This window comes from Empedobacter sp. EJD.6dd (assembly GCF_057369435.1).
In genome coordinates, this window is sequence record NZ_CM170667.1 from 2,376,361 (window position 1) to 2,400,040 (window position 23,680).

Here is a 23,680-nt window from a genome sequence, read left to right on the forward strand (position 1 = left end):
AATTTATCTTTTTGGTTTTATTATCTTTACAGAAACAGCTATTATATAAAGAAATGAAAAAAACTGCTTTTATTTTATTTAATGTTGCCCTTATGTTAGGAGTGAATGCACAGAGTTATAAGAAAAAGTATCCAGAAACTAAAAAAGTTGACCACGTTGATACATATTTCGGAGAAAAAGTACAAGATCCATATCGTTGGTTAGAAAACGATTTATCTGAGGATACAAAGAAATGGGTAATTGAACAAAATAAAGCAACGTATGCTTATTTGAATGAAATTCCGTTACGTGCGCAATTGAAAAAATCGTTGACAGATATCTGGAATTACGAAAAAATTTCGACACCATTCAAAGAAGGTGATTATACTTACTATTACAAAAATGATGGTTTACAACAACACTCAGTTTTGTACCGTAAATTAGGAGAAAATGGAGCTGAAGAAGTTTTCTTAGATCCGAATAAATTTTCAAAAGATGGTTCTGTTTCTTTAGCAGATGTAAGTTTTTCAAAAGATGGAAGCTTAGTTGCCTATTCTATTTCAGAAGGTGGATCGGATTGGAGAAAAGTAATCGTTTTGAATGCAAAAGATAAAACACAAGTTGGAGAAACATTGATTGATGTTAAATTCTCTGGTACAGCTTGGAAAGGAAACGAAGGTTTCTATTATTCTTCTTATGATAAACCAAAAGGATCTGAATTATCAGAAAAAACAGATCAACACAAATTATATTACCACAAATTAGGAACAGCTCAGAAAAAAGATCAATTGATTTTTGGTGGAGCAGAAACGCCTCGTCGCTATGTTGGTGCTTATTTAACAGATGACGAAAGATTTTTAATTATTTCGGCAGCAAATACAACAACAGGAAACGAATTATATTACCAAGATTTGTCTCAAGCAAATAGTCCAATCAAAACGATTGTGAATAATTTTGATACAAATACTTCTGTAATTGATAATGATGGAGAAACGTTCTACATTTTTACAAATAATAAAGCTCCAAATAATAAAGTTGTAAAAGCAACTATTACTGATTTAAGTGAGAGTGCTTGGAAAACAGTTATTCCTGAGACAGAAAATGTATTATCAGTTTCTACTGCAGGAGGTTATTTATTTGCTAAATACTTAAAAGATGCAATTTCGGTTGTAGAGCAATATAAATATGATGGAACAAAAGTTCGTCAAATTACATTACCTGGAGTTGGTTCTGCTTCAGGATTTGGAGGTAAAAAATCAGAGAAAGAAATCTATTTCGGATTTTCAAATTATATTACACCTTCTACAAGTTACAAATACAATGTAGAAACAGGCTCTTCGGATGTTTACATCAAACCAAATGTGAAATTTAATTCAGAAGATTATATTTCAGAACAAGTTTTTTATACATCAAAAGATGGAATAAAGGTTCCGATGATAATCACGTATAAAAAAGGTTTGAAGAAAAATGGTAAAAATCCTACAATTGTTTACGGATATGGAGGATTCAACATTAGTTTAACACCAGGATTTAGTCCAGCAACTGCTGCTTGGATTGAAAATGGTGGTATTTATGCAGTTCCAAACCTACGTGGAGGTGGAGAATATGGTAAAAAATGGCACGATGGAGGACGTCAATTTAATAAATTGAATGTTTTTAATGATTTCATTGCTGCAGCAGAATATTTACAAACGAATAATTATACTTCGCCAGATTTCACTGCATTATCAGGAGGATCTAATGGAGGTTTATTAGTTGGAGCTACAGAAACTATTAATCCAAAAATAGCAAAAGTAGCATTACCTGCGGTTGGTGTTTTAGATATGTTACGTTATCATACATTTACTGCTGGTGCAGGTTGGGGATATGATTATGGAACAGCTGATGATAGCAAAGAAATGTTCGATTACTTGAAAGCGTATTCGCCAGTTCACAATGTAAAAGAAGGAACTTGTTATCCTGCAACATTAGTTACAACTGGTGATCACGATGATCGTGTTGTTCCTGCGCATTCGTACAAGTTTGCTGCGAATTTGCAAGCTAAACAAGCGTGTGATAATCCTGTTTTAATTAGAATTGAAACAAAAGCTGGTCACGGAGCTGGTCGTTCGACAGAAGTTGTGATCAATGAAACTGCTGATAAATATGCATTCACATTATGGAACATGGGAATCAAAAAATTGAAGTAATAAAATCAATTATAATAACTCAAAAATCCATCTGATTATTCAGGTGGATTTTTAATATATTTATGAAAAATATTATTGAATGAAAAAACTATTTACATTATTTATTTTATGTTCCACTTTCTCTTTTGGACAATATATAAAAGAAGCAACTTTTAGCTTAAAAGATGGAACGTCTTTAGAAGTTCGAGATGTAATTTATTCAGGAAAAATGTATCAGTTCACAGAACAAGATAACCCTTATACATTACAGAATCTTCCTATAAAACATGTAATAGATATAAAATTTGATTCTATAAATTATTCAGAGAAAGTTCCTGAAATTAAAGAAGTTTTTTTTGAAAATGACTTACCAGAAGGTATTTATCAAACGATTGAAGATTTTTATAAAAAACAACCAACATCTACAGAAACAATCATTGGAAGAGAAGAAGGTCAAAATTTATATGAAAGACCAAAAGATTTGATGACATTCAAGTTTAAATCTAATGATAAAATTTTAAAAGATCCTTTTGCTATAGTTTATAGAGATGAATTATATTTTGGAGTTAAAGGAATAGATAAAAATGAATCGAAAGAAGCAAAAACAAGTTTTGTATTAATGCATCCAATAAATAGATATGTACGCGTTAAATATAAAAATGATAATTATTATTATACAGATATGCCCTTGAAAAGTTCAGGTTCATTTATAGCTGGAGCAGCTGTTGGAGGAGCAATAGGTGGTGCTATAATGGCTTCTGTAGGAGCTAAAGATAATTTTCGTCCAGTTATTTTAATTAATAATGATCAAAAGTTTTATTTAATTAAAAATTGTAAACGATTTAATGAATATTTTAAATCACGATTAAACTTAACATTTGATTGTGAAAACAAAAATGAATATAACATAGAGAATGTTCGAAAAAAAATGATTAATAATTAATATTCAAAATCCATCTGATTATTCAGGTGGATTTTTTAATATATTTATGACAAATATTATTGAATGAAAAAACTATTTACATTATTTATTTTATGTGCTACTTTTTTTTTGGACAATATATTAAAAAAGCAACTTTAATATTGAATGATGGTAATAAGATATTGGCTAAAGATATCCTAATTAGTGATTATCTTTATGAATATAAGGAACCAAATAATCCTTTTACAAATATTTCTATTAGTAAAGATGATGTTTTAAATGTAGAGTTTGATTCAGTAGATTTCTCAGTGAATATTCCTGAAATAAAACAAAATTTCATAAAAAATATTTTTCCTGAAGGAATTTATGAATCTTTAGAAGATTTGAATAATAAAATTCCTACTTCTAACGAAAATATTGAGGGAATTGAGAATGGAGAGTACGTTTACAATAACGCAAACGATTTAATGTTATTTAAAAATATTAATAAGAAACAATTATTAAAAACACCATTTGCAGTAGTTTATAAAGGAGATTTATATTTTAACTTAAAAAGTATAAATGAATTAGAATCTAAAGTGATGAAAGTTTCTATTCCTGCGGTAATGAATCGATTTATAAAAATATATTATGAAAATGATGATTATTTTTATTCAGAATTTATTCCCGTAAAAAGAACTTCTGATGCCTCACTTGGAGGTATGTACGGAGCAGTAGGTGGAATTTTATCATCAGCAATGATTTCCACTAAAGGACCAGGAGAAAGTATTCCATTCTTATTGTTAAAATCAGATAATAAATTTTATCAAGTTGATAATTGTATAAAATTTAATCAATTTTTAGGTCCTAAAATTAATGTTAAAATAGAATGTCATAATAATAAAGCTCTAAAACCAGAATTATTAAGAAAATATTTAATTAAATAAATAATGAATACAAAAACATATGCAGCATTCAACGAAACAGATGCTTTAGTACCACATACAATAGAACGACGTACATTATCACCGAAAGATATTTTTATCGATATCGAGTATTGTGGAGTTTGTCACAGCGATATTCATACAGCAAAAGGAGATTGGGGAAAACCGAATTATCCAGTGGTACCAGGGCACGAAATTATTGGAAGAATTAAAGAAATTGGTTCAGAAGTAACAAAGTTTAAAGTTGGAGATTTGGTTGGAGTAGGTTGTATGGTAGAATCTTGTCAACATTGTCATTCGTGCGACGAAGGTTTAGAACAATATTGTGAAAATGGTTTTACAGGAACTTACAATTCTAAAAATTCTAAACATGGCGGAATTACTTACGGAGGATATTCAGAAAACATTGTAGTTGAAGAAGATTTTGTACTTCGTGTTCCAGAAAATATCGATGTAAAAGCCGCTGCGCCTTTGTTATGTGCAGGAATTACGACATGGTCGCCTTTGCGTCATTGGAATGTTAAAGCTGGCGATAAAGTTGGTGTAATCGGTTTAGGAGGTTTGGGTCATATGGGCGTAAAATTCGCGAAAGCAATGGGCGCTCACGTTGTGATGATTACAACTTCTGAATCGAAAGGTGAAGATGCAAAGAAATTAGGAGCTGATGAGGTTTTGATTTCGAAAGATGCAGAACAAATGAAAGCGCATCAAAATACATTTGATTTCTTATTGAATACTATTCCTGTAAAACACGATGTTAATCCATATCTACAATTATTAAAATTAGATAAAACTATGTGTATGGTTGGCGCTATCGAGCCTTTAGATGCTGTTCACGGAGGTTTATTGGTGATGAAACGTCGCAATTTAGCGGGTTCTTTAATTGGAGGAATCAAAGAAACACAAGAAATGTTAGATTTTTGTGGAGAACATAATATCGTTTCTGATGTTGAAATGATCGATATTCAAAATATTAATGAAGCGTACGAACGTATGATGAAATCTGATGTTAAATATCGTTTTGTGATTGATATTAAATCGCTGAAAGAATCTTAATCTAAGATATAGAAACAAAAAAAATCCGCTTTATAAGCGGATTTTTTTTGTTGAGTTTTCGAGTTTTATTTCACAACAGAATCTTTAGAAACTTCTGCCGGATTTACAGTTTTCGAAGAATCTACAGTAACTCCTTCTACAGAATCAGCCGCAGGAACTTCAGTTTTTTCAACAATCACAGAATCTTCAACGAAAGTTGTTGGTTCTCCTACTTTTGGCTCTTGTTTACAAGAAATTGCAGTAAAAGTGATTGCTGCGAATGCGAATAACGCTAATTTTTTCATTTGATTTTTATTAAATTTACTCTACAAATTATTTTTTCTCTGTTGTCGTAGTTGTAGTCGTTTCAACTTTTATAGGTTGCTCTTTTATAACAGTAGAATCTTTGATTACAACTGAATCTTTTCCGATTGAATCTATTTTAATAGAATCTTCTATTGTTGTAATTGTATCATTTTTAACTTCTGTTTCAGTTTTTGTTTCTTTCGATCCAAATAAATTACAAGAAGATAAACCAAATGCAGTTCCGAATACTCCTAATACGATTACGTTTAATGCTAATTTTTTCATAACTTTAATTTTTTAAATGTTTAATTGATTTTAGTTTTTGATGATTTGTTTTTAATCATTTTATTGAATCAAAGTTAAGCTGACATTCAAGCTTTTCTAAGTAAAATCGTTGTAAGATTATTGTAATCGATCAAATTAATATTCAACAAATATTTTACAATAACAGAAATCATTTAACATCGCATTAATAAAGAAATACAATGTATCATATAAAAAAAATTATTTTATTTGTACTTGTATTAAAACATAAATTGTAAAATAAGTTTTATTTTACAAAACATTGAAAACCAATCTTATAAATTTTAATTTTTGAGCAAATTTACAGATATAGAAATTTTCGAAATTCTGAAAAAAACGATCGCAAATCGATTTTTAGAAGAAAATTCTGCTCAATCCGAAGATATCTCCGATTGGAAAGGTCAAGAAATTACAACTTTTCAGGACGATTTATTCAATAAAACCAGATCTACCGTAAGCGAAAAGTGGTTTTATACCTATTTTAAGTCAGATTTTAAGAAACTTCCTCGTATTGATATGCTGAATCTTTTGGCACAATATTGTGGTTTTAAGAATTGGGCACATTTTGTTCAAACACAAAAAAATGAACGATTTAGCACAAATTCTACAACAGAATCGACTATTGAAGCAGAAGAAAGTGAAAATTTACCGATAGAAAATATAACTTCAGAAGAATTAGAAATCGAAATTCCAAAAGAAGTTACATCAATAGAAAAAGAAATAATAGATAACCAAGAAAAAAATCCGAAACAAAAACCAAAATTGAAATTAATTTCGATTATTGCATCTGCGGTAGTTTTGTTGAGTGGAATTGGAGCAGCGGTTTATTATTCATTTTTCGATCAGCGCGAATATGAGTTTTGTTTTGTCGATTCGGATAGACAAACTGCAATTAACAATTCTGTTGAGGTTACAATTATTAGAGAAGGCTTTACGCCTTTGTATTTATCAACAAAAACAGGTTGTATTAAGTTCGAATCTCAAAAAGATACGATCAAAATGTTTGTCACTTCTCCATATTATAAACAAGATACGTTTAAGGTTAATTTACATCAATACAATCAGCCAGAAAAGCTTTTATTAGAGCCTGATGATTATAAAATTATGCTGTATTATTATTCAAATTCAGCAAAGGATCTGAAACAACGTATCACAAAATTAAATCAAATGATTGCCGATGATGCATTGATTTATCAAGTGTATGACAATGATTTTTTTGGTGTAGAAATTCTTTCGAAACAACAATATATTAATTTGGTTACAATGCCTACGACTTCGTTAAAGAATTTTTCTTTGATTGAATCGGAAAGAAAAAACGGTAAAATAGTAAAATTAAAATTTAAAATCCAACAAGATGAGAACGATAAGTAAAATGGTTCAGTTTAGCATGATTTTGCTAATGAGTGTTTGGATTATATTTTCGTGTAAAGACGATAAATATAAAGGAGATTATAACCCGGAAGCAATAAAAGGGTATAAAAACGAAGCTTCAACCGTCAGTAGTAAAATGGATTCTGTAGAAGCTGTAAATTTTATTGCAAAACAAAAACTACGTGAGTTGTACGAACTATCAGCTTTGGCTTCTAATACAAGCGATACGGTGGTAGACAGTTTATTGCGCGATCAGTTATTGTCTTATTTTCCGAAAAAAGATACAACAGAAATTTATTCGTTGTTAAGAGATCTTCGTGCAAAAAAAGTGACGTATACATCAGTTTCTAAATTTGCAATTTTACCTAAAGATTCTATTACACCAGATTCGATAAAGAGAATTTCTTATACAATTAACTATTTCAATTCGGATAAAAAATTAATTGAAATGAATAATCATGTTGGAATATTTGTTTTGAAACAAGAACCGATAAAATTTCAACGCGAATTTAAATTCTATTTTAAAACATTAAATGATAGAAAAGATTCGATTCAGAAAGATTCAATTCCTTCCGGAGTAATACAAAAATCTAGTGGAAAATCGCCGAAATAAGCGTCATCAATACGTTCGATAGGTCTAAAATAAGTTAGACCTATTTTTTTTGAATTAGGTCTGCATCTTGCTAAAAACTTATCATAATAACCACCACCATAACCAACTCTATTTCCTTGTTTATCGGCAACAAACATTGGAATAAAAATAACATCAATGGTTGATGAATCAACTTCTGTATAATGAATAGGCTCTGGAATATGAAGAGAATTAAGAGTTGTTTTAACACCTTTTTCAACTTTACAATTGATCATATCTTCACCAACAACTAAAGGTAAAATTACATCTTTCTTCTGCTGAAATAACCAATCAATAATTGGATAAGTATTGATTTCGTTATTTTTTTCGATGGGTAAAAAAATATGGAAAGTCTGCTCAGTAGAAAAATCGAATTGTTGGATGTGTTTAAAAATTTGAGAACTCAAATTCGTTACTTCTTCTTTTGAGAAAGATTTCCTTAATGTTCGATAATATTTTCTCGCCTCAGCTTTTGTCATTTCATAGAATTTGAAACGAAGTTAAGTGCTTATTCGATAATATTATAATTTAAAGATGTTTTTGTTTTAAGTTGATCCATTTGTTTTCGACTTGAAAAAACATGACTTAGAAGTTCTTTCGGTAAACCTATTTTTTTTGAAAAATCATTAAAAGTATCCTTTTTATAGTCAAATTCATTTTGCCAGGTATAGCCAGGTCTAATGTAACAATAGGTATAATTGTAGACTAAACTTTCAACATTCGTAGCATTCATTAATTCATGATAAGTTGAGGTTGCTAATAAAGTCATTCCTCTTTTTTTAGATTCTATTTTAATGTTATTTAGAATTGAATCATACTGATTTTTTAGGCTTGAAATATCCGTATCCTGATATTCTGTATCGCCCATGCTTTTCATTGGTCGAATTTGTAAAATATTTGGATCATATTGTCCATATAGAGAAAAGAAATCTTTTAATTCGAAAAAATTATCTTTATTAAACGTGTAATTAATTCTTAGAATAAGATTAGGATTGTTCTTTTTCTCTTCTTTAATTGCTTTTAGAGCTTCGTGAAATTTTTCGAAAGAAGCTTTTCCCATAAAATCTTCGTAAGAATTTTGGTGCACACCATGTAAAGAAATAGTAAATTCGTCTAATCCATTATTTACAAGTTCTTTTACTTTTTCTTTGGTTAGTAGATTTGCATTGGTCGTAAGTGATATATAAGGAACTTTATGTTGTTTACCTAGCGTAACAATATGAGCTAAATCTTTGTACAATGTAGGTTCTGTACCACAACCAATTTGTAATTTGAGTGCTCTACCAAACATCTTATCAGCCAAAATCGACAAATCTTCTTTTGGAAAAACTCCTTTCGTCTTTTTTACATAATTCTCATCTGTAAAATAACACATTTTACAACGGAGATTACAAGCCATAACAGGATCAAAGTTAACAGCAATATATCTTTGATTTGTTTTATGTAAAAGATACATTCCAAGAAATTTAATCCTATGATTTTTAATTAACCAATTTAATTTTAAAAGCTTGTAAACATTCATGAGTTAATAAAGTATAATATAGATTCTTACAAATATACTCTAAACGATTGTTATGAATATTTATTTCAATTAATTTAGAAAAACTAAAACATAAATAAAACAGGCAATTGCCGTAAAAAGCAATAAATTAACAGGTTTTACTTTCATTTTACTAAAAATAGACTTTTTGTAAGTCTTGTGAATCCTTTTTGGCTTTGACATTATTAATTGATTTCTATTAAAGATGCGAATTTGCGTAAAAGGTTGCCTAAGAAAATACGGGAAACCGTAAATCAATTATAGGGTTTTGTATATCAGTAGAATAAAAAATGTTAAAAAAATCGCTTTCAAAATATGAAAGCGATTTTTTAAGTTATTAACTAAATTTTTTCATTCGTTTTGCAGCTTCATCCAACCAAGGTTGATAATTACAATGCTTTTGTATTGCCTGATAAATTGCTTTACTGTTTGGGTCTTTTGAATCTAATTCGTAAATAAGCGAATTAATAAAACCATTTTTAATTGACTGACTTTTGATATTTTCTAACAAAGCATCAGCAGAAATTCCTTGATATAGTTTTTCTTGCAAATTTGTTAATACAATATTACGATAACTTTGATAGGTTCTATAATCTTCGTCATTATCCAAATCGATATCATCCAATTCTGTCAAGAAATTAACAGGTAATTGTTGCGAAGCAGGGTTGTAATACGTATAAGAATCCTTGTACATGTACAATAAATTGATAAAATCGTAATTAAGATTTGTTTTTTCAGTTTTAATGAATGATCCATTAACTTCTAATTTTTCTAATTCATCAAAAATTTTCTGATGAAATCGTTTGATTTGATTTTTGAAATCAGGTGGAGCTAATTTGAATAATTCTGTATTGTCTGTTAAGAATTTATCTGTTTTAAAACTTTTTTCAGCTAAATAATTGTTTCTATTTTTTCCTTTTCCAGAGAATTTGAAATTATTTTCAAGTTGTTTTAAATCTGTGTTTAAAATTAAACTATCACCAGGAATAAGATATATAGGAAACTCTTCTCGCTCGATAGAAAGTTTTTTATAACCTCCATCGACTAATTGAATAGTATCTGAAAAATTTCCATCAAAATCTAAAGCAAACGCTTTTTCTCGATTATTCAATAAGATATAAATGCTATCTGTTTGCGCATTCGCAATTCGTCCACTAAAGTAGATCATATCACCTTTTTCCTTTTTAGGTGAACAACTATAAACTGTGATTAAAAGTAATAGGAGAAATCTCCACAACGTCTTCATTTTCATTTTTCTCTCTGCCTCACAAAAGTAGAAATTATTCTTCGTTTTGATGAATTTCAAAGAAAGAATCTACTTTAAAATTTGCAGGATCATTTGCTGCTGCAACAGCCAATTTATCTGCTTCTTCGTTCCAATGATGTCCAGCATGACCTTTTATCCATTGAAATTTTACACGATGAATTTTGTAAACATCCAAAAAACGTCGCCATAAATCCGAATTTTTCTTTCCTTTGAAATTCTTTTGTAACCAGCCAAAAACCCAGCGTTTTTCTACTGCATCTACCACATATTTAGAATCGGTAATAATGGTAATTTCCGTATTTGTAAATTTTAGTGTTTCTAAAGCTGTAATCACAGCCAGCAACTCCATTCGGTTATTGGTTGTTAATCGAAAACCTTGAGAAATTTCTTTTTTTACTTTTTTCTCTGTTTCCAACAGAATGCAACCAAATCCTCCAGGACCAGGATTTCCCAATGAAGAACCGTCTGTATATGCTACAATTGCCATGTTTTTATGGTTTGTAATTTAACATGATATCAATTGTTTGACGCGCAACAAAATGATAATTTGGACGTGCATCTTTGTAAATATCTTTTGCTAAATCTAATTGATTAGATTCTTTAAGGGCTAAGTATAAAGGCTCTAAAAACTTACGACGACCAACATTTACTAAGAATTCCTTCGCATTAGCATTGACTTTATCATAATGCATTAAAAATGCTTTTTCGTACCAAGCTGTTTCTATTTCAGGATTTTTAGAATTTGTAAAATCATAAATCGCATCCAAATAAGCTAAATCTTGTTTCGTATTTTTAGTCGTGTCGATTTGACGAATAAAATGAACCCATTCGTTTGTCGATTTCGTAGAAATGGCAACTTTTTTAGGCGCAATTTTATTTCTTCCGTTAGTGATATCTTGTTTTAACTGAGCTTCTGCTAAATCAAATAATTTTGAAGTAGGTTTTTTCAAATCCTTTGGCCAACCAGTATTGTAAATCCATTCTTGAACAAATGAATCGTCACCATTCGTCAAATTAGCTTTCAAATAATCTACAAATTTTTCTGTTGTCATCGTTTGGAAAGCATGCGAAGAAAAGTATTGATTCAAGAATTGATCAAATTTTTCTCGTCCATATTTATCTTCTAACATTTTCAAAAATAAGTAACCTTTATCATAAGGAACATCAGAAAAAGCATCATCAGGATTAGCGCCTGTCATATCAACTTTAAGAGAAGTATATTTTTCAGGAATATTTTTCATTGAAGTTTCTAAATCTTGAAATCCGATCACAGAAATCATATCTGCATAATCTTTTCCTTCTAATTCTTCCATAATTCTACGCTCGAAATAAACCGTAAATCCTTCATTTACCCAGAAATCATCCCAAGTAGAATTCGTTACTAAATTTCCAGACCAAGAGTGCGCTAATTCGTGTGCAATCAAATTCGTCATCGAACGATCACCTACAATTGCAGTTGGTGTTGCGAATGTTAAACGCGGATTTTCCATTCCTCCAAACGGAAATGAAGGAGGTAAAACCAATACATCAAATTGTTCCCAAGGATATTTTCCGTACAATTTTTCTGCAGCAGTTACCATTTTTCCCATATCAGCAAATTCCCAAGCGGCAGCTTTCAATAATCCAGGTTCTGCATAAACACCCGTTCTGTTATCGATCGGTTGATATTGTACATCACCAACAGCTAAAGCAATCAAATAAGGTGCAATTGGTTGAGGCATTTTGAACGTGTAAACTCCTTCTGCATTTTTCTCTTTCGGATTGATTGCACTCATCAAAGGCAACAAATCTTTTGGCGTTTTTACTTTTGCATCATACGTAAGGCGAACACTTGGTGTATCCTGAATCGGAATCCAAGAACGTGTTAAAATTGCTTGTCCTTGAGACAATAAAAACGGATGTTTTTTATCGTGTGTTTGTTGCGGATTTAACCATTGTAAAGCATTTGCATCAGGCGAAGTTTTGTAGAAAACTTTTACAATTGTATCATTTGGCGTAACATCAATGATTAAGGCTTGACCTTTAATTGAATCTTTTTCACCTAATTTGTATGTCGTTTTTTGACCATTCGCTAATAAAACTGAATCAATTGTTAGTTTTTCGGTATCTAAAATCAATTGTTTTGCTTGATTATTTTCGAATGTATAAGCCGCCGAACCTTTTATTTGATGTGTATCAAAATCAGTTTCGATATCCAAACTCAAATGTTTGATGCGAGCTTTATCTAAATCAGCAAAAGTTTGATTATCCTTTGCTTCTATTTCGGTAGATGATGAAGTTTGTTTATTACAACTTGCCAGCGTTAATGCAGTTCCTATTGCAACATAAACTAAATTTTTCATTGTTCTAAGTCTTTTAATATTGTGTTGAAAGCAGCTTCTTTCAGTGCCACTTTATCTTTTTTAACGTCTAAATCTTTGGTGTCGAAAGTAGCTAATAATCGAACTTTTATTTTTCCTGGATATCCTCTAAACCAATTAAACGGAAACATTTTATTTAATCCATGAATAGCAATAACAGCCAAAGGTGTTTTGGTTTCAATCGCGATGTTAAATGCTCCGTCTTTAAAAGGATCCAAATAAATTTCAAATTCTTTTCCATTCGTAACTCCACCTTCCGGAAAAATAAAGATACTAAGATCTTTGTCTAATTTTTTCTTTGCTTCGGGATAAACTTGTGCTTTGCTACGAGCACTTTTTCGGTCGACTGGAATACAAATTCGCTCGAATATTCGTCCAAAGATAGGGATTTTAAGCAATTCTGCCTTGCCAACAAACACAATTGGATGATGTTTTAGAATGGTTAGCATCAACATAATATCCATCACCGAAGTATGATTAGCTATAAAAATATAATTTTCTTTTGGATCGAGTGGAACAAGTTTTTTATAATCAATTCGAAATCCAGTTCCATACAAAACAAACTTTCCCCAATAACGAATAAAAGGGTAGATATAAGGAAATGTTTTATCGAAATTTGCCAATGGTAACACGATGAAAACGCCAATTGTTAACACATAAATTGCGGCTAATAAAATCATCCAAATGCGCCAGATGAGCACAAAAAATCCTTTGATGTATTTCATTGAATTGGTTTAGTTGGGTAAAGATAAGGTGTTTGGATAATTTATACCAAGTCTTTTATTATCTTTACTATATGAGAAATAGTTTCCTTTTTATACTAATCATTTTATCGTCAAGTTTGTTGTGTGCTCAACAAAACAACAATTATGATTCTACATGTAAAATTCGCGATTACAATTTTATACCTCAAATGTATAATGAATATCCATTCAACAAGACAAAGAAAATTGTTTTTGTAGAATATAATTATGGAATTTTGGCTTTTGAACCAAAAGATAAAAATGACACTATTGCTCAAAATAAATGGAAGATTTTTGCAGAAAAACGTTTAAGTTTCCGTGACTTTATACACAAAAAAATACCTTTTGATTCAACTCTTTATAAAAAACCAATTCAGCTTTCAGAAAATCAGATAAATGAATTGAAAACAATAATGGTGAATTATCAAGAAAATTTGAAAGGTAAAAATTTCACTGTTGCTTATTCTGGTTGCGGCTACCAACCTGATAGTTCTATTCTATTTTTAGATGAAAATGATTATTTGATAGAAGATATAACTTTATGTCATAGTTGTAAAGAAATAGAAGTTTTAAATCAAGATAAAAGAAATTTTGAATTGATAGGTTATCCTTGTGATACTCAATTTGAATTGTATGATAACTTTTTTATTAATCTTTCAAAAACTTCAAAATAGCTTCGTTCAATACTTTTGGTTGCTCGAAAGGAACATAATGTGTCGAATTTGGAATGATGAATAATTCTGAATTTTTAATATTTTGCTGAATCTCTTTAGTATGAATTTCTTTTACCACATCTTTTTCTCCAGCAATTACTAATACAGGATTTTGAATTTTATTTAATTCAGATTTCGTAATATTTGGTTCATTTAACATTAAGTTGATTAAACGTATATTTGTATTTTCTGAAGGATTATTAACTTGTTTTCTCAAATTTTCAAGCAAATCATCATTCACACCATTTGGATTTAGAACAGCACCAATTGTTACGATTTTATCAACTAATTCAGGATATTTAGAATTAAAAATTAAAGCTGTATTTCCACCATCACTCCAACCTATGAGATTAACTTTCTTTAGGTTAAGTTTTTGTGTTATTTGAAATAAATCATTTGCAAACGTTTCGTAAGTATATGCCGATTCTGATAAATCTGTACTTCTTCCTTGTCCTCGCGTATCAATTGCAATAACCTTATAATTTTTAGTAAAAAATGGAATTTGTTGATAAAAATCTTCAATACTTCCATTATTTCCATGCAAAAAAATCAATGGTTCACCTTCACCATATTCTTCGTAATAGATTTTTGCATCAGCCAAATCAATGTATTTTCCAGTTTTATTTTTTCCGTAAACAGACTTTTTAGCCTTCTCTTTATGTTGATAATAAGAAATTAATTCTTGTGTTTTTGTATCAACTTCTTCAGGTTTTTCTTCTGTTATAGTTAATTTATCTTTTGAATATAAAATATCTAAATTAGCGATGAAAACGCCTGCTGAAGCTTCCCAATTTCCTTGACTTTGATACCTAAACAATATGTCTTTTGCTAAAGATTTTTTAGCAGAAATACCAAAAACAAAATCTTCTTGTTGAAGTTTTTTATAGTTGACTAATTACAGTGTTACAGCAATTTGATCTACATTTTTGAAACGAAATTTATAAGGTGCTAAATCAATTTTTTGCCATCCAGTTGTAGAAGTTTTATAAATAATATTTTCATCTAAAATAGATTCTACGGGTAATCCGTTCTTGACCGAATAAATATTAACTTTCAGCGTAATTTCTTCAAATTTTGAACTCGGAATAATATGAAAGTTAAACGCATTTAGTTTTGTAGTAGGATAAATTTCAAAAATATTTCCTTGTTCGATTGTCGGTACATTTTCATCAAACATTTTCGAGAAAGTTAGCATTGGACGAGTTTTTTGCCCAATGATTTTCTCTTTCATTTTTTCTGTTTTCAGCGTCACCTCTGACAATGAAATTGATTTTTCAGTTAATATAACAAAAGAATTTTCTTGAATTTCTTGAACCGATTTTGAAATTAAATTAAAACCAGCAGCATCAAAAATTAATTCATTTTTTGCCAAATTTTCAGGAATTTCAAGTGAAAATTGACCATTTTCATCTGTTATTGCTCCAATATCAGAATTTTTAATTCCAATAGAACAATACGGAATTGCAAGATGATCAGTGTCTTTTACTGTTCCTTTTAATTGAATTTGAGCTTGAATAATTGTACAAGTACTTAAAATTAATCCAAAAAAATAGCTGCGCATAACTTTGTTGTTTGTGATATGACGCATTGTTTTGAAAAAGGTTACATCAATCGATTATTAATTATTTCATAAAATTTTTATCTAAAACGTTATCGTAACTTACATTGGTTTTGAGATGAGCTTGAAATGATTAAATTTGTTAAGGAAAGAATACTAAAAATATTATGGCTTTAAATACAATCAATCCAACAACTACGAATGCTTGGAATGCGTTAGAAAAACATTTTCAATCGATTCAACATACGTCAATCAAAGAATTATTTGCTCAAAATGCAAATCGTTTCGAAGAATTTTCTATTCAATATCCATCATTATTAGTGGATTATTCGAAAAATAGAATCAATGCAGAAACGATTCAACTTTTAGTTGATTTAGCTAAAGAAATGAATCTTGATCAGGCAATTCAACAAATGTTTGATGGTGACGTAATCAACGTGACAGAAAAGCGTGCTGTTTTGCATACGGCTTTACGTAATCGCTCTAATGAAGAGGTTTTGGTTGATGGAAAAGATGTGATGCCTCAAATTAATGAGGTGTTAGAACAAATGAAATCTTTTTCTGAAAAAGTGATTTCTGGTGAATGGAAAGGTTTTTCTGGAAAAGAAATTACGGATGTTGTCAATATCGGAATTGGAGGTTCTGACCTTGGTCCAGTGATGGTTACAGAAGCGTTGAAACATTATAAAACTCGTTTAAATATTCATTTTGTTTCGAATATTGATGGAACGCATTTGGCTGAAACGTTTAAAGCAATTAATCCAGAAACAACGTTGTTTATTGTTGCTTCAAAAACATTTACAACGCAAGAAACAATGACGAATGCTTTTTCTGCGAAAGAATGGTTTTTGAATTCGGATGCGCAAGATGATGATGTTGCGAAACATTTTGTGGCATTATCAACAAATGCAGAAGGTGTTGCAAATTTTGGAATCGACACGGCAAATATGTTCCAGTTTTGGGATTGGGTCGGTGGTCGTTATTCGTTATGGAGTGCGATTGGTTTGAGCATTTCTTTGGCAGTTGGTTTTGATAATTTCGAAGAGTTATTAGAAGGAGCTCACGAAATGGATTTACATTTTAAAACAGAAACTTTAGATCAAAATATTCCAGTTGTATTGGCACTTTTAGGAATTTGGTATAACAATTTCTTTGGAGCTGATTCTGTTGCTTTGTTACCTTACGAGCAGTATTTATCTCGTTTTGCAGCATATTTTCAGCAAGGAGATATGGAGTCGAATGGTAAATATGTAGGTCGTGATGGAAAGAAAGTTGATTACGAAACAGGACCTATTATTTGGGGAGAGCCGGGTACAAATGGACAACATGCTTTTTATCAATTAATTCATCAAGGAACAAAATTAATTCCAGCAGATTTTATTGCAGGAGCTAATTCGTTGAATGTTTTGGGAGATCATCATGCAAAATTATTATCAAATTTCTTTGCACAAACAGAAGCTTTAGCTTTTGGAAAAGATGAAGAAACTGTGGTTGCTGAATTAGAAAAAGCGGGTAAATCGAAAGAAGAAATTGATTTCTTAACGGCTTTTAAAATATTTGAAGGAAATCGTCCAACGAACTCAATTTTATACGAAGTTTTAACACCGAAAGTTTTAGGAAATTTAATTGCGATGTATGAGCACAAAATTTTTGTTCAAGGCGTAATTTGGAATATTTTTTCTTTTGATCAATGGGGAGTTGAATTAGGAAAGCAATTGGCAAATGTTATTTTACCAGAGTTAGAAAATGATGAGCAAGTAACTTCTCATGATGCTTCTACAAATGGTTTGATTAATACTTATAAATTCTGGAGAAAGTAATTCAGAATTACATAGATAAAAAAAAATCCGCTCATAGAGCGGATTTTTTTATTGTGTTTTGTGACCAGTTTCTTTTAATAATAAGGTTAGAATAATGGCGATAAATATTCCGATTATCCAGAACCAAATCGCATGATGAAAATGCCCTAATTTGTCAGTAACTGTTGTAAGTTGATTTCCATACATTTTTGCAAATAAAGGACCTACCAAAGACGTTACACCAAAAGTTAAAAAGTTTTGAACGCCAGTAGCAGAGCCTTTTACGTAATCAGGATTTGCTTCTTTTATTACAGAATATGGGATCATTGCAACGCCAGAAAATACTCCAAAAATGAATAAGGTAATTTTAGAATTCATTAAATCTGGTAAATAAATAAGTTGTAACAACATTATTATCATTCCAATACATCCAATTAAAATGATTGGTTTTCGTAAGCCTATTTTGTCTGTAGACATTCCCATTAAAGGACAACCCACAACCCAACCTAATGATGCCATTGCAGCAGTTAAAGCAGCATTTTGTGCATCAAAACCAAGATCGAGTTTGAAAAATGCAACCGCCCAAGTCATTGCAAAAATAGTTGTAGGAATAAACAATAATCCTGAAATGATTCCAGATAACCACGAATCTTTGTTGCTGAAAATTATTTTAAAAGGTTCTATAAAAGAAGTGTTTTTACTTTTTTCAATTTCTTCTTGGGAAGCTTTTGGTGTTAGAATTAGCATTGCAATTGCAGGAATAATACAAAGAATACCAGCACCAATCCAAAAAAATTTGTAGCTTAAACCATCTGCTAACATTGGCTCTACAACAAATTGCCCAGCTGCTCCACCTAACATACCTATACATTGTGTGAAACCAATTGCGGTGGCGAGTGATTTTGCAGAAAATCCTTTTGTAGCTAAATATACGCAGCCAGGAAAAGCAAATGCGCTACCTGCACCTTGTAATAATCTTCCTGTTGTACCAACATAATGAGAAGAAATAATAAAAAGGATACAGCCGATTCCGAGAATAAAACATCCAGCAAACATCGAATATTTAGCTCCAAATTTATCTAAGCAAATTCCAGCGATTAAAGCACAAATAGAGTAGGTATAGTAATAAGTTCCGACTAATGAGACAACGCTTTCTTTTGAAATAGCAAAGTTTTCAGCCAAATCTTTAATCATTAATGAAGGCGCAGAGCGAGTTGCATAATCAATAAAGTAAAAGATTAAACCTAAAACCCAAGCGATAATAAAGAGTTTTTTACTGGATTGAGTGATGGAAGTCGAGCTCATAGTTATAAATCTTTAAGATGTTTATAATTCGATTTGATTGTTTCCATTACTTCATCCATTTTTCCTCCTAACATCAGTTTTGCCATTGATTTTGTCATACCAACCATTTGATTAAAATCAACTTTTGGAGGCATTGCTAATGCATTTGGATTGGTAAAAACACTTAATAAATAAGGACCATTGTGCGCGAAAGCTCTTCCAATTGCATCTGGTAAATCATCAGGATTTTTTATGGCTTCACTTTCTATTCCCATCGCTTTTCCGATCATTGCAAAATCAGGATTATCCATATCTGTTTCATTGTCTGGTAAGCCAGCAACTTCCATTTCTAATTTTACCATTCCTAATGTTCGGTTGTTAAAGATAATTAGTTTAATAGGTAAATTATATTGTTTTATCGTCGCTAAATCTCCTAATAACATCGATATTCCTCCATCCCCGCACATAGCTATTACTTGTCTTTCTGGATAAGCAAGTTGAGCTCCAATCGCCTGAGGCATTGCATTTGCCATAGATCCATGATTGAAAGATCCTAACATTTTTCGTTCTCCTGTTCCTGTTATATAACGTGCACCCCAAACACAACACATTCCAGTATCAACTGTAAAAATGGCATCGTTATTTGCTAATTCATCTAACAAATAAGCTGTGTATTCTGGTTGTATAGCGTTCTCCGCGCCTTTGTCATGTACGTATGTCAATTTGTTCTCTAAGACCTTTTTATATAAATCTAATTGACTATCAAGAAACTCTCGGTCTTCTTTTGGTTGAACTAAAGTCAATAATTCTAGAACAGTTTCTTTTGCATTACCTATTAATCCTAAATCAACTTTTGCGCGTCTTCCTATTTTAGCACCTTCAGAATCTATTTGTATAATTTTTTTATCGGTTGGAATAAAATCTTTGTAAGGAAAATCTGTTCCAATCAAAATAACCAAATCTGCTTTGTGCATCGCATGATACGCCGAAGGTTGACCTAATAAACCTGTCATGCCCACTTCATTTGGATTATTGGGCTGAATACTCATTTTTCCTTTGAACGAATATCCTACAGGTGCATTAAGTTTTTTAGAAAATTCTACAATTTCTTTATTCGCATTAGAAGCTCCAATACCACAAAACAAAGTCACTCGTTTTGCTTCGTTAATGAGTTGAGAAGCTTGTTGTAGTTCAGTTTTATTAGGAATGATTATAGGATTGTTGAAGAATAGAGTGTTAGTATAAGCTTCTTCAATTGCTTCCATTTCGGCAATATCACCTGGTAAACCAATAACTGCTACATCTTTTTTTGAAATAGCATGTTGAATAGCGGTTTGTACAATGCGTTGAACTTGCTCTGGACGAGTAATAATTTGATTGTAGCAACTACAATCATCAAAAAGTTTGATTGTATTGGTTTCTTGAAAATAATCTGTACCAAATTCTATTGTTGGAATAGTTGAAGCAATTACAACCAAAGGTGTTCTTGATTTATGAGCTTCATAAACACCATTAATTAAATGAACATGTCCCGGTCCTGAACTTCCAGCACAACAACCAATTCCATTTAATTCTGATTCTGCTGTTGCTGCATAAGCACCTACTTCTTCGTGTCGTACATGAACCCAATCAATTTCTTTGGATTGTTTGACTGCTATATTGAAAAAATTTAAACTATCTCCAGTTACAGCATATACACGTTTTATATTTGCTTTTTCTAATAATTCTACAATTTGATGTGAAACATTTTTTGCCATAATAGTAATTTATTTGTTGTTGATTAACAAGTTAAAACTATAATCGCAAAAGTAAACGATAAAAATTGTTAAATATTTAATAATCAAAATGTTGTAAAATAAAAAAGCCTGTTGAGAAACAGGCTTAAAATTAACACATGAGGACAAAATTTACTCTACTAAATCTTATACGTTTGTGTATGTTTCAATATTTGTGCCAAAAATAAATTTGACATATAAAATATTTGTATAATTTATTTAACAGCTTTTATTTTACCATTCATTGTTGCAAAATGCCCAGGGAAAGAGCACAAGAAATCATAAGTACCTTCTTCTAGCGTAAATTTGATTTGATCATTTTCTTTACCACCTAACAATTTTGTATGCGCAATAATTTCTGATTGTAATTCAGTCGGAATATAATCTGTTGCTTTAGCAGAAGCAGCTGTGTTTGCAAAAGCAGAAGCGTCAGATCCTGGTTTTAATAAAATAAAATTATGTCCCATTGCTTCTTTTGACATTTCTCCGGCATTCATCAAGATTAATGTAACTTCTTCGCCAGCTTTCACTGTAAATTCAGTTTTATCGTAGCGCATATCATCACTTGCTTTTAAAACGATGTGATTGTTTGTCGCAGGCGTAGCTGTAGAAGTCTCAGAATCTTCTTGAGGAGCAGTACTATAATCAATTTCTGGTTGAGTAGATTCATCTTTTTTAGAACCACCACAGCTCATCAACATGATTGCTGCGAAACTCATTAAAACTATTTTTTTCATCATTCAACTTTTTTGTTTGATATAAAAATAGTGAAATTCAGAAACTTAAAAAAGTTTACTGATTATAAATAGATCTGATTTTAAACAGATAATTCTCTAAGGAATATCTAAATACTTGTGTGTTTGTAAAGAATAACGCCATTTTGGGTTCTCTTTTACATAGTCAATAATCAAAGGAAGATTTTTTTCGCGTTTGCTCCATTCGGTTTGTAAGAAAAGTGTACAATCTTTTCCAACTCGAGCAGCTTGTTCTTCAGCAAATTGAAAATCGTGATTATTGAAAACAATACATTTTAATTCATTTGCAGCTGCACAAACTTCGTCTAATGGAAGCATTAATTTTTTTGGAGAAAGACAAACCCAATCAATTTCTCCACTTAACGGATAAGCTCCGGAAGTTTCGATATGGATTCTCGCACCTTTTTCGTGTAGTTTTTTTGTTAAATAAGTCAAATCCCACATCAAAGGTTCTCCTCCTGTAATGATAATTGTTTTGGCTTGAGAAGTTGCCAAATCAACTAATTCATCAACATTAGTTAAGGGATGCTTTTCAGCATCCCAACTATCTTTTACATCGCACCAATGGCAACCAACATCACAACCTCCTAATCGAATAAAATAAGAAGCCACACCTGTATACATTCCTTCACCTTGAATCGTGTAGAAATGTTCCATTACAGGTAATAATTTACCTTCTTTTATCAATTGTTGTTCTTCTGCAGTTGTTGATGCAATGTGTATCATAATTTTATTTTTTGTTGTTGTATGCCAACAATGTGTTTTTTAATAACATAGCGCGTGTCATTGGTCCTACTCCTCCAGGAACAGGTGTAATCCAAGATGCTTTTTCTTTTACATTATCAAAATCTACATCACCAGCTAATCTAAATCCTCGTGGATTAGTTTCGTCATCAACGCGAGTTATCCCAACGTCTACGATAACCGCTCCATCTTTTATCATATCAGCTTTTAAGAAACCTGGAACACCTAAAGCAGTGATCACAATATCAGCTTCTTTTGTAAATTGTTCTAAATTTTGAGTTTTTGAATGTGTTAATGTAACTGTACTGTTTCCAGGATTTCCATTTTTACTCATCAAAATACTCATAGGGCGACCAACGATGCGAGAACGACCAATTACAACCGTATGTTTACCGGCTGTGTCAATGTTATAACGCTCTAGCATTTCCATAATTCCGTAAGGTGTAGCAGGTAAAAATGTTTCCATTTCTAATGCCATTTTACCGAAATTCATCGGATGAAAACCATCTACATCTTTCATCGGATCAATTGCATTGATTACTGCTTCTTGATCGATGTGTTTTGGCAATGGTAATTGTACGATAAATCCGTCCAAAGTATCATCATTGTTCCATTTTTCAATTTCTGCAATTAAATCTTCTTGAGAAATTGTATCAGGCAAACGTAATTCTGAAGATTCGAAACCTACGAAATGACAATCCTTTATTTTATTGTCTACATACGTTTGCGAAGCGCCATTACTTCCTACTAAAATTGCACCCAAATGTGGTACACGAACTCCTTGGTCCTTGTAATTCTGCACCAGCTCCTTGATCTCTTGTTTGATCTCTTTTGCCAGTTTAATACCGTCTAAAATTTGCATTGTTTTGTTGTGTTTGCGCAAAGATACGGACAAATTGGAAAATAAATAATGATGTTGAGATGATGATTTTTTGATTGAATAGAAAAACCACTTCTTTGTGAAGTGGTTTTCGTGTTATTGATATTTTTTCTGCGCTTCTTTTAAGTAATTAAAAACTTGTGTTGTTTTCATTTTTTTAGAATTGGTATGAAAAATAAACAAACCAGTTTCGACATTAAAATAATAATCTTTATCTCCATTTTTCAGTTGAAACCATTCCAATAAACCGTTGGCAAGATTAATACCAATCCAATTTATCTGAGTTGTTTTTAGATCAAAAATAAAATTATCGTTCGGATTATTTGTGGTGATATAATGGATTTTGTCATCAATGAGATATAAAACACCACTTCCTTGAAACGCTTTCATTTTAAAAATTTTTGACTGTTGATTTCCAAAATTATAGCGTAATACGGCTTTGAAATCTGCATTTGAAGGAACTTGCTCTAACAAAGCATTCTGCTTCTTTTCGCGTGATTTACTTGCCCAATAGGCTACTCCAAGAATTAAAGCGAAAGGTAAAATACAACAAAGTAATGATGATAGTAGTGATAAAATATCGTTCATAGTAGATTGATTTAGGTTATGTGAATTTAAGAATTT

24 protein-coding genes are annotated in these 23,680 nt (G+C 30.9%); 8 read left to right on the forward strand and 16 right to left on the reverse strand.

What is annotated here, in order from left to right; all coding sequences use genetic code 11:
- Positions 1-53: 53 nt before the first annotated feature.
- The 4 genes from AC2I98_RS11235 to AC2I98_RS11250 all read left to right on the forward strand — a co-directional run bounded on the left by AC2I98_RS11235 (position 54) and on the right by AC2I98_RS11250 (position 5,048).
- Entirely contained in the window at positions 54-2,168 is a 2,115-nt protein-coding gene (locus AC2I98_RS11235) for a prolyl oligopeptidase family serine peptidase (RefSeq protein ID WP_486411770.1), read from the forward strand.
- A 79-nt stretch (positions 2,169-2,247) separates the two neighbouring features.
- Positions 2,248-3,090 (forward strand): hypothetical protein, encoded by an 843-nt coding sequence (locus AC2I98_RS11240; protein WP_486411771.1) that lies wholly within the window; start codon positions 2,248-2,250, stop codon positions 3,088-3,090.
- Between the two features lie 92 nt (positions 3,091-3,182).
- Positions 3,183-3,995: a hypothetical protein gene (locus tag AC2I98_RS11245; protein ID WP_486411772.1), complete on the forward strand. Its 813-nt coding sequence runs from the start codon at positions 3,183-3,185 to the stop codon at positions 3,993-3,995.
- Positions 3,996-3,998: 3 nt separating this feature from the next.
- Complete coding sequence (locus AC2I98_RS11250; protein WP_486411773.1) at positions 3,999-5,048, forward strand: NAD(P)-dependent alcohol dehydrogenase; 1,050 nt, start codon at positions 3,999-4,001, stop codon at positions 5,046-5,048.
- Between the two features lie 65 nt (positions 5,049-5,113).
- Here the strand turns inward: AC2I98_RS11250 and AC2I98_RS11255 are convergent, their stop codons facing one another.
- Together AC2I98_RS11255 and AC2I98_RS11260 are read right to left on the reverse strand one after the other, a co-directional pair.
- Positions 5,114-5,332 carry a hypothetical protein gene (locus AC2I98_RS11255; RefSeq protein ID WP_486411774.1) on the reverse strand — a complete coding sequence of 73 codons (219 nt, stop codon included), beginning with the start codon at positions 5,330-5,332 and terminating at the stop codon, positions 5,114-5,116.
- Between the two features lie 28 nt (positions 5,333-5,360).
- Complete coding sequence (locus AC2I98_RS11260) at positions 5,361-5,618, reverse strand: hypothetical protein (RefSeq protein ID WP_486411775.1); 258 nt, start codon at positions 5,616-5,618, stop codon at positions 5,361-5,363.
- 309 nt (positions 5,619-5,927) lie between these two features.
- Between AC2I98_RS11260 and AC2I98_RS11265 the strand changes: the two genes are divergently transcribed.
- Both AC2I98_RS11265 and AC2I98_RS11270 read left to right on the forward strand, forming a co-directional pair.
- Positions 5,928-7,007, forward strand: coding sequence for a hypothetical protein (locus AC2I98_RS11265; RefSeq protein ID WP_486411776.1), 1,080 nt, complete (start codon positions 5,928-5,930; stop codon positions 7,005-7,007).
- Positions 6,991-7,620 carry a hypothetical protein gene (locus AC2I98_RS11270; protein ID WP_486411777.1) on the forward strand — a complete coding sequence of 210 codons (630 nt, stop codon included), beginning with the start codon at positions 6,991-6,993 and terminating at the stop codon, positions 7,618-7,620. Before AC2I98_RS11265 ends, AC2I98_RS11270 begins: the two co-directional genes overlap by 17 nt.
- Here AC2I98_RS11270 and AC2I98_RS11275 read toward each other — a convergent pair.
- The 6 genes from AC2I98_RS11275 to AC2I98_RS11300 form a co-directional block, all read right to left on the reverse strand.
- Positions 7,560-8,117 (reverse strand): 5-formyltetrahydrofolate cyclo-ligase, encoded by a 558-nt coding sequence (locus tag AC2I98_RS11275; RefSeq protein WP_486411778.1) that lies wholly within the window; start codon positions 8,115-8,117, stop codon positions 7,560-7,562. The genes AC2I98_RS11270 and AC2I98_RS11275 overlap by 61 nt on opposite strands.
- A 29-nt stretch (positions 8,118-8,146) precedes the next feature.
- On the reverse strand, positions 8,147-9,094 hold the full coding sequence (locus tag AC2I98_RS11280) for a radical SAM protein (RefSeq protein ID WP_486411779.1): 948 nt from the start codon (positions 9,092-9,094) through the stop codon (positions 8,147-8,149).
- 421 nt (positions 9,095-9,515) lie between these two features.
- Positions 9,516-10,430, reverse strand: a complete 915-nt coding sequence (locus AC2I98_RS11285; RefSeq protein ID WP_486411780.1) for a hypothetical protein — start codon at positions 10,428-10,430, stop codon at positions 9,516-9,518.
- A 28-nt stretch (positions 10,431-10,458) separates the two neighbouring features.
- Positions 10,459-10,932, reverse strand: a complete 474-nt coding sequence (rnhA, locus tag AC2I98_RS11290; RefSeq protein ID WP_486411781.1) for a ribonuclease HI — start codon at positions 10,930-10,932, stop codon at positions 10,459-10,461.
- 4 nt (positions 10,933-10,936) lie between these two features.
- On the reverse strand, positions 10,937-12,787 hold the full coding sequence (locus AC2I98_RS11295; protein ID WP_486411782.1) for a M1 family metallopeptidase: 1,851 nt from the start codon (positions 12,785-12,787) through the stop codon (positions 10,937-10,939).
- Positions 12,784-13,530, reverse strand: coding sequence for a lysophospholipid acyltransferase family protein (locus AC2I98_RS11300; protein ID WP_486411783.1), 747 nt, complete (start codon positions 13,528-13,530; stop codon positions 12,784-12,786). The genes AC2I98_RS11295 and AC2I98_RS11300 overlap by 4 nt, the downstream gene beginning before the upstream one ends.
- Before the next feature lie 71 nt (positions 13,531-13,601).
- Between AC2I98_RS11300 and AC2I98_RS11305 the strand changes: the two genes are divergently transcribed.
- On the forward strand, positions 13,602-14,222 hold the full coding sequence (locus AC2I98_RS11305; RefSeq protein WP_486411784.1) for a hypothetical protein: 621 nt from the start codon (positions 13,602-13,604) through the stop codon (positions 14,220-14,222).
- Here AC2I98_RS11305 and AC2I98_RS11310 read toward each other — a convergent pair.
- Together AC2I98_RS11310 and AC2I98_RS11315 are read right to left on the reverse strand one after the other, a co-directional pair.
- Positions 14,197-15,078: an alpha/beta fold hydrolase gene (locus tag AC2I98_RS11310; protein WP_486411785.1), complete on the reverse strand. Its 882-nt coding sequence runs from the start codon at positions 15,076-15,078 to the stop codon at positions 14,197-14,199. The genes AC2I98_RS11305 and AC2I98_RS11310 overlap by 26 nt on opposite strands.
- Before the next feature lie 78 nt (positions 15,079-15,156).
- Positions 15,157-15,849: a carboxypeptidase-like regulatory domain-containing protein gene (locus AC2I98_RS11315; RefSeq protein ID WP_486411786.1), complete on the reverse strand. Its 693-nt coding sequence runs from the start codon at positions 15,847-15,849 to the stop codon at positions 15,157-15,159.
- Between the two features lie 137 nt (positions 15,850-15,986).
- Between AC2I98_RS11315 and pgi the strand changes: the two genes are divergently transcribed.
- Positions 15,987-17,639: a glucose-6-phosphate isomerase gene (pgi, locus tag AC2I98_RS11320; protein WP_486411787.1), complete on the forward strand. Its 1,653-nt coding sequence runs from the start codon at positions 15,987-15,989 to the stop codon at positions 17,637-17,639.
- 48 nt (positions 17,640-17,687) lie between these two features.
- Here pgi and AC2I98_RS11325 read toward each other — a convergent pair whose 3' ends face one another.
- The 6 genes from AC2I98_RS11325 to AC2I98_RS11350 form a co-directional block, all read right to left on the reverse strand.
- On the reverse strand, positions 17,688-18,923 hold the full coding sequence (locus AC2I98_RS11325) for an MFS transporter (RefSeq protein ID WP_486411788.1): 1,236 nt from the start codon (positions 18,921-18,923) through the stop codon (positions 17,688-17,690).
- A 2-nt stretch (positions 18,924-18,925) separates the two neighbouring features.
- Positions 18,926-20,659, reverse strand: coding sequence for a thiamine pyrophosphate-dependent enzyme (locus AC2I98_RS11330; RefSeq protein ID WP_486411789.1), 1,734 nt, complete (start codon positions 20,657-20,659; stop codon positions 18,926-18,928).
- 233 nt (positions 20,660-20,892) lie between these two features.
- Positions 20,893-21,414, reverse strand: a complete 522-nt coding sequence (locus AC2I98_RS11335; RefSeq protein WP_486411790.1) for a plastocyanin/azurin family copper-binding protein — start codon at positions 21,412-21,414, stop codon at positions 20,893-20,895.
- Positions 21,415-21,510: 96 nt separating this feature from the next.
- On the reverse strand, positions 21,511-22,158 hold the full coding sequence (locus tag AC2I98_RS11340) for a 7-carboxy-7-deazaguanine synthase QueE (RefSeq protein ID WP_486411791.1): 648 nt from the start codon (positions 22,156-22,158) through the stop codon (positions 21,511-21,513).
- Positions 22,159-22,162: 4 nt separating this feature from the next.
- The gene (locus tag AC2I98_RS11345; RefSeq protein WP_486411792.1) at positions 22,163-23,038 is read right to left on the reverse strand and encodes a bifunctional 5,10-methylenetetrahydrofolate dehydrogenase/5,10-methenyltetrahydrofolate cyclohydrolase; all 876 of its coding nucleotides are present in this window, start codon (positions 23,036-23,038) and stop codon (positions 22,163-22,165) included.
- 114 nt (positions 23,039-23,152) lie between these two features.
- Positions 23,153-23,644, reverse strand: coding sequence for a hypothetical protein (locus AC2I98_RS11350; RefSeq protein ID WP_486411793.1), 492 nt, complete (start codon positions 23,642-23,644; stop codon positions 23,153-23,155).
- Positions 23,645-23,680: the final 36 nt, after the last annotated feature.

Coding starts and splice junctions, on each gene's coding strand:
- AC2I98_RS11235 (WP_486411770.1), top strand. CDS start 54: ATGAAAAAAACTGCTTTTATTTTATTTAATGTTGCCCTTATGTTAGGA.
- AC2I98_RS11240 (WP_486411771.1), top strand. CDS start 2,248: ATGAAAAAACTATTTACATTATTTATTTTATGTTCCACTTTCTCTTTT.
- AC2I98_RS11245 (WP_486411772.1), top strand. CDS start 3,183: ATGTGCTACTTTTTTTTTGGACAATATATTAAAAAAGCAACTTTAATA.
- AC2I98_RS11250 (WP_486411773.1), top strand. CDS start 3,999: ATGAATACAAAAACATATGCAGCATTCAACGAAACAGATGCTTTAGTA.
- AC2I98_RS11255 (WP_486411774.1), bottom strand. CDS start 5,332: ATGAAAAAATTAGCGTTATTCGCATTCGCAGCAATCACTTTTACTGCA.
- AC2I98_RS11260 (WP_486411775.1), bottom strand. CDS start 5,618: ATGAAAAAATTAGCATTAAACGTAATCGTATTAGGAGTATTCGGAACT.
- AC2I98_RS11270 (WP_486411777.1), top strand. CDS start 6,991: ATGAGAACGATAAGTAAAATGGTTCAGTTTAGCATGATTTTGCTAATG.
- AC2I98_RS11275 (WP_486411778.1), bottom strand. CDS start 8,117: ATGACAAAAGCTGAGGCGAGAAAATATTATCGAACATTAAGGAAATCT.
- AC2I98_RS11280 (WP_486411779.1), bottom strand. CDS start 9,094: ATGTATCTTTTACATAAAACAAATCAAAGATATATTGCTGTTAACTTT.
- AC2I98_RS11285 (WP_486411780.1), bottom strand. CDS start 10,430: ATGAAAATGAAGACGTTGTGGAGATTTCTCCTATTACTTTTAATCACA.
- rnhA (WP_486411781.1), bottom strand. CDS start 10,932: ATGGCAATTGTAGCATATACAGACGGTTCTTCATTGGGAAATCCTGGT.
- AC2I98_RS11295 (WP_486411782.1), bottom strand. CDS start 12,787: ATGAAAAATTTAGTTTATGTTGCAATAGGAACTGCATTAACGCTGGCA.
- AC2I98_RS11300 (WP_486411783.1), bottom strand. CDS start 13,530: ATGAAATACATCAAAGGATTTTTTGTGCTCATCTGGCGCATTTGGATG.
- AC2I98_RS11305 (WP_486411784.1), top strand. CDS start 13,602: ATGAGAAATAGTTTCCTTTTTATACTAATCATTTTATCGTCAAGTTTG.
- AC2I98_RS11315 (WP_486411786.1), bottom strand. CDS start 15,849: ATGCGTCATATCACAAACAACAAAGTTATGCGCAGCTATTTTTTTGGA.
- pgi (WP_486411787.1), top strand. CDS start 15,987: ATGGCTTTAAATACAATCAATCCAACAACTACGAATGCTTGGAATGCG.
- AC2I98_RS11325 (WP_486411788.1), bottom strand. CDS start 18,923: ATGAGCTCGACTTCCATCACTCAATCCAGTAAAAAACTCTTTATTATC.
- AC2I98_RS11330 (WP_486411789.1), bottom strand. CDS start 20,659: ATGGCAAAAAATGTTTCACATCAAATTGTAGAATTATTAGAAAAAGCA.
- AC2I98_RS11335 (WP_486411790.1), bottom strand. CDS start 21,414: ATGAAAAAAATAGTTTTAATGAGTTTCGCAGCAATCATGTTGATGAGC.
- AC2I98_RS11340 (WP_486411791.1), bottom strand. CDS start 22,158: ATGATACACATTGCATCAACAACTGCAGAAGAACAACAATTGATAAAA.
- AC2I98_RS11345 (WP_486411792.1), bottom strand. CDS start 23,038: ATGCAAATTTTAGACGGTATTAAACTGGCAAAAGAGATCAAACAAGAG.
- AC2I98_RS11350 (WP_486411793.1), bottom strand. CDS start 23,644: ATGAACGATATTTTATCACTACTATCATCATTACTTTGTTGTATTTTA.